Genomic DNA, 4,725 nt, shown 5'->3' with positions numbered 1-4,725 from the left:
GGGTGCTCCTTGCACCGGCGATCCCGACACGAGGGCGCGGTGCCGCCAGATCCACCACAGTCCGAGGAACGGCAGGACGAGCGGGACGTAGCCGTAGCCCTGTCCGAAGTGTGACCAGACCGTCTTGTCAGGGAACGCCTGCGGCATCGCGTACGACAGGGACCCGACCACGAGGACCCCGACGAGCTCGATGGCGACAGCGACTGCGGCGACGCGCACCGAGGTCCGGCCCCCGCGGGCCAGACCGACGGTGGCGACGATGTAGATGACCGCGGCGAGGGCCGACAGCAGGTAGGAGACGGGGGCACGGTGGAAGTACTCGACGATCTGCAGGACGGACCGGCCGGTGGCCGCCAGCGCGAGCAGGCCGTAGACGGCGACGAGGAGACGGCCGGCACCGTGCCCGGTGTGGTCGTCGGGCACGCCGGCGGGGCGGGCGTCCGGGGTGGGAGCGTCGGGGGCGGGGCGGGTGGGTTCAGACATTGAGCTGCCAGATCTGCAGGATGCGGGCGACGAGGATGGCGACGACGACGGCGCCGCCGAGGACGACCCCCATGGCCCAGCGCGACCGCTCCTTGATGGCGATGAAGACGGTGACGGGCAGCACGACGAGGACCGTGAACAGGTAGGCGATGTAGGTGGCGCGCTCGGACCCGTCCCTGATCGAGCCCGACTGGGCCAGTCCGATGACGAGCTGGACGATGAGAGCCAGCTCGATGACGGCGCTGAGGACCATGATCGAGTCGTCGATGAGCCGGTCGCGCCACAGGCGGTGCGCGGCCAGCAGGAGCAGCACCGCGCAGGCCACGAGGATCGCGACGGTGAGGGGTAGGAGCACGGGCGCAGCCTACTTGGTGGGTCTCGGACGTCCGCAGACCGAGCCCTCGCCGGCCCCGTGCGAGACACCGGCTACATTCGACGGTGGCCGCGCCTCGGGGACTCCCCTCGATGCCCCGTGCCCCGACGAAGGAGTCACGCTTGTCTGTCCGCCCGATCCCCATCGACCGCGCGGCCGGAGTCCTGCTCGGGCAAGCCTGTGGCGACGCGCTCGGTGTCCCGTACGAGATGGGCACGCCCCCGGTCGGTGACGCGGTCATGGCCGGCGGCGGGCTGGGCCCGTACGAACCGGGCGAGTGGAGCGACGACACCCAGATGACGCTCTGTGTGGCGCGGGTCGCAGCCGAGGGGCTGGACCTCGAGAGCGACGAGGCGCTTGACCGGATCTCCGAGGGCTTCGAGGAATGGCTCGTCGACGGGGCCACCGACGTCGGTACGCAGACCCGGGCCATCCTCACCCGGGCGCGCGAGCTGCAGGGGCCGGCCCATGAGCGGCTCCGCACCGCCAGCCGGGAGCTGCATGCCCGGACCGGCATGACCGCAGGCAACGGCGCCCTCATGCGGACCTCGATGGTCGGCATCGCGAGCCCAGCGGACCGGGACGCGACGGCGCGTGCTGCCCGGGCGGTGGCCGAGCTGACCCACACCGATCCCCTCGCCGGCGATGCGAGCGTGCTCTGGTCCGAGGCGATCCGGGTCGCCGTGACGGAGGGCAGGCTCGACCTACTGGGCGGCCTCGACCTCGTCAGCGCCGAGCACCAGGACGCCTGGAGGGCGTGGATCAAGGAAGCGACCGGCGCTCCCCCGGCACAGTTCGAGAACAACGGCTTCACGGTGACGGCGCTGCAGGCAGCCTGGGCGGCGATCACGTCGACCGACCTCGGGGACGGCTCGGCCCTGCACCTGCAGCGGGGGTTGCAGGCGGCGGTCAGGGCGGGCTGGGACACCGACACGGTCGCCGCCATCGCGGGTGCGCTGCTCGGTGCTCGCTACGGCTCGTCCGCGGTCCCGACCCAGTGGCGCCGGATGGTGCACGGCTGGCCGGGGCTGCGCGCCCACGACATCGTCGAGCTGTCCGTGTCGACCTTCCTCGGCGGCCGCCGTGCAGGGACCTGGCCGTCCGTCGAGTCGATGACCGACCCCTCGATCGCCCCGCTCGGCGTCCCGCACCCGATCGACTCGGAGATCATCCTCGGCACGATCAGCGACCTCGCCCGCCTCGAGGAGCTGCGCGTCGACGCCGTCGTCTCGCTCTGCCCCCTGGGCCTGCGTGACATCCCGGCCCCCGGGATGACCTCGCGCGACCACATCGAGTTCTGGCTCAACGATGAGGACTCGGCGGAGAAGAACCCGCACCTCGACTTTGTCCTCGATGATGCCTCCTCGGCGCTGCGCCAGTTCCGTGCAGAGGGCAAGCGGGTGCTGGTGCACTGCCGCTACGGCACCGTCCGGACCCCCGCGGTCGCGCTGCGCTATGCGGTCGACATCGGCGTGGTGCCGGAGCTCGCGGCACGCCGGCTCCGGGAGGCGCTGCCCATTGCCCGGGGTGAAGGCCGCCTCTGGGAGGTCGCGGCCCGATAACACGGCGCCTGAGCCAAGGCGCGAGGACCCGAGCGAGGAACGAAGCGAGGCCCGGAGCGCCGGTTCGGCTCAGGCGCCCGATAACACGGCGCCTGGGCCCCTGGCGCGCGGTGATGGGTGAGCGCGAGCGATTCTGCGGCGGCGCTACTGACGTGAAGGATGCGGTCCAAGCGAAAGGGGACGCCGCCGATGGTCTGAGCGAGCGCCGCCCGCCACCGCGCGCCGCCCGGCGGCGGACGTCCGGTGGCCTCTCGACGGGAATTGGCCTCTCGACGGGGTGGGTCAGATCTCCTTTGCCTCGTCGACGTAACGGCACAGCGCATTGACCGCGCGCAGGTCGTGCGGCGTCGACACAGCCGCGTCGAGCAGCATTGGGCTGCCGACGACGACGGCCATCGCCTTCGCCCGCGAGATGGCGACGTTGAGCCGGTGCACGTCGTAGAGGAACGACACGCCGCGCGGCGCGTCGACCGCGCTCGTGCTCGCCATCGAGTAGATGACGACCGCCCCCTGCTGGCCCTGGAACTTGTCGACGGTGCCGACCTTCGCGCCGGGCGGCAGCGCGCCTTGCAGCGTCGCCACGTGAGCGTTGTAGGGCGCCACGACGAGGATGTCATCGAGGGTGATCGGCCTGCATCGGCCGTCGGCGCCCATCCAGGTACCGCTGAGGAGGTCGTCGACAAGGCCGCGCACGACGAGGGCTTCCTCTACGCTGCTCTGGGCCGAGGGGACGGTGTGCTGCACGGGGAGCCAGCGCAGGCCCGTGCCCGACAGCAGGCCGCGGGCGGCGATCTCGACCCGCCGCAGGTCATGGCCGTCGTCGGGCTCGGCTGCCTCGAGCCTGCCTTCATAGGCGAGCTCGGAGACGAAGCCGGTCAGGTCGGGGTGCATGCGGTAGGTGCGGTCCAGGAAGACGCCCCGGTCGGGCGGGATGACGTCATGCCCCTCGAGGAGGTGGTCGAGCGCCGAGACGCCGGAGCCGAAGGGATGCACCGCCTTCGTCGGCTGGGTCAGCTGCTGCGGGTCGCCCAGGAGCACGAGCGATCTCGCGCTGGGGGCGACCGCCACCGTGTTGGCGAGGGAGAACTGCCCGGCCTCGTCGACGACGAGGACGTCGACGGCGTCGGTCATCTCGGGACGCGACCACAGCCACGCGGTCCCGCCGACGAGCGTGGCAGTGCCGTCGGCGAGCGCCGCATGGATCTCGTCGTTCGACGTCACGTGCCGGATCAGCGCGGGCCCGTCGTCGACGATGTCCTCATCGACATCCGGATCGGATGCCGCCTTGTCCTTGTGGATCGCCGGCCGACCCACCTCCGCGAGCAGGTTGAGGATGACGGCGTGGGACTGGGCGGTGACGCCCACCCGCAGGCCGTCGTCGAGCAGGGCCCGGATGAGGGCGGAGCCCGACCGCGTCTTGCCGGTGCCGGGGGGACCCTGGACCGCGAGCACCTGCCCGTCGAGTGACCGGCCGATGCGCACGACGGCTTCGCCGGCCGACTCCCCGTCGCGCGGGGTGAGCGCAGTGGCGGGAGGAACAACGCGCTCGAGGAGCCTGGTGGCGAGGTTGGCCCCACCGGCGAGCACGAGCTCACCCGTCCGCGCGATGCTGTCCCGGAGGACCTCGTCGCGGACCGGTCCGGGCTTGCCCAGACCGCGCGGCATCGGGGGCTGCTTCCCTGCCCCCATCGAGAGGGTGACCGAACCGCCCTGCGGGTCGAGGGCGAGTACCTTGCCGACGTTCTCGAGGGTGTCGACGTCGGAGATGTACTGGCCGACTGCGGCTCGGCACTCCTGGGGCGGGAACGAGTAGCGCCAGACGTTGGAACGCTTCACCTTCTCGACGAACTCGACCCCGGTGATGCCGCCGATCGCCGTGCCGTCCTCGATGAGCTCTTCCGTCTCGAGGTACTGGTAGCGGAAGTAGTCCCACCACTCGGGCCGCTGCTCGCGCCGGTGCCACCCGACGCACCCGGCGAGCAGCTCGTGCCCCGACGCGACGAGCCGCTCGGTGAGCTCGATCTCGGCGCGCTCCGCGTCGCCGATCTCCTTCACCTCGCGGGCCCCCGGCCGGGACAGCTCGTGGCCGCGCGCCTCGAGCTCGACGCGCCGCTCCTCCAGCCACTCGTGCAGCGCCAAGGTGGACCTCACGTCGACCTCGTTGTAGTCACGGATCCGGTCGAGGATCGACTGGTCCGGCGCGCCCGCCTCGAGGCCCCTGAGGAAGTCCTCGTACTCGACGACCGACGAGAGCCCGTCGGCGACGGCGTCGCCCTCGGCCTGTCGGATGTGGCCCCAGTAGAACTC

At 71.8% G+C, this 4,725-nt stretch carries 4 protein-coding genes; 1 reads left to right on the top strand and 3 read right to left on the bottom strand.

Going from position 1 to position 4,725, the window contains the following annotated elements; genetic code table 11:
* Both ACTHJJ_RS00020 and ACTHJJ_RS00015 read right to left on the bottom strand, forming a co-directional pair.
* Positions 1-483: hypothetical protein (locus tag ACTHJJ_RS00020; protein WP_440300887.1), on the bottom strand; the 483-nt coding region annotated here is incomplete at its 3' end.
* Complete coding sequence (locus ACTHJJ_RS00015) at positions 476-838, bottom strand: hypothetical protein (protein ID WP_440300886.1); 363 nt, start codon at positions 836-838, stop codon at positions 476-478. The genes ACTHJJ_RS00020 and ACTHJJ_RS00015, both read right to left, overlap by 8 nt.
* A gap of 140 nt (positions 839-978) precedes the next feature.
* Here ACTHJJ_RS00015 and ACTHJJ_RS00010 point away from each other — a divergent pair, with 140 nt between their 5' ends.
* On the top strand, positions 979-2,418 hold the full coding sequence (locus ACTHJJ_RS00010) for an ADP-ribosylglycohydrolase family protein (RefSeq protein ID WP_440300885.1): 1,440 nt from the start codon (positions 979-981) through the stop codon (positions 2,416-2,418).
* 282 nt (positions 2,419-2,700) lie between these two features.
* Here the strand turns inward: ACTHJJ_RS00010 and ACTHJJ_RS00005 are convergent.
* Positions 2,701-4,725 (bottom strand): DEAD/DEAH box helicase (locus ACTHJJ_RS00005; RefSeq protein WP_440300884.1); only part of this gene is annotated, 2,025 nt, incomplete at its 5' end.

Source organism: Intrasporangium sp., assembly GCF_051961875.1.
Taxonomy (GTDB): domain Bacteria; phylum Actinomycetota; class Actinomycetes; order Actinomycetales; family Dermatophilaceae; genus Intrasporangium_A.
The sequence above is the reverse complement of the archived record's forward strand: the minus strand, read 5'-3'. Positions and strand labels throughout refer to the sequence as shown.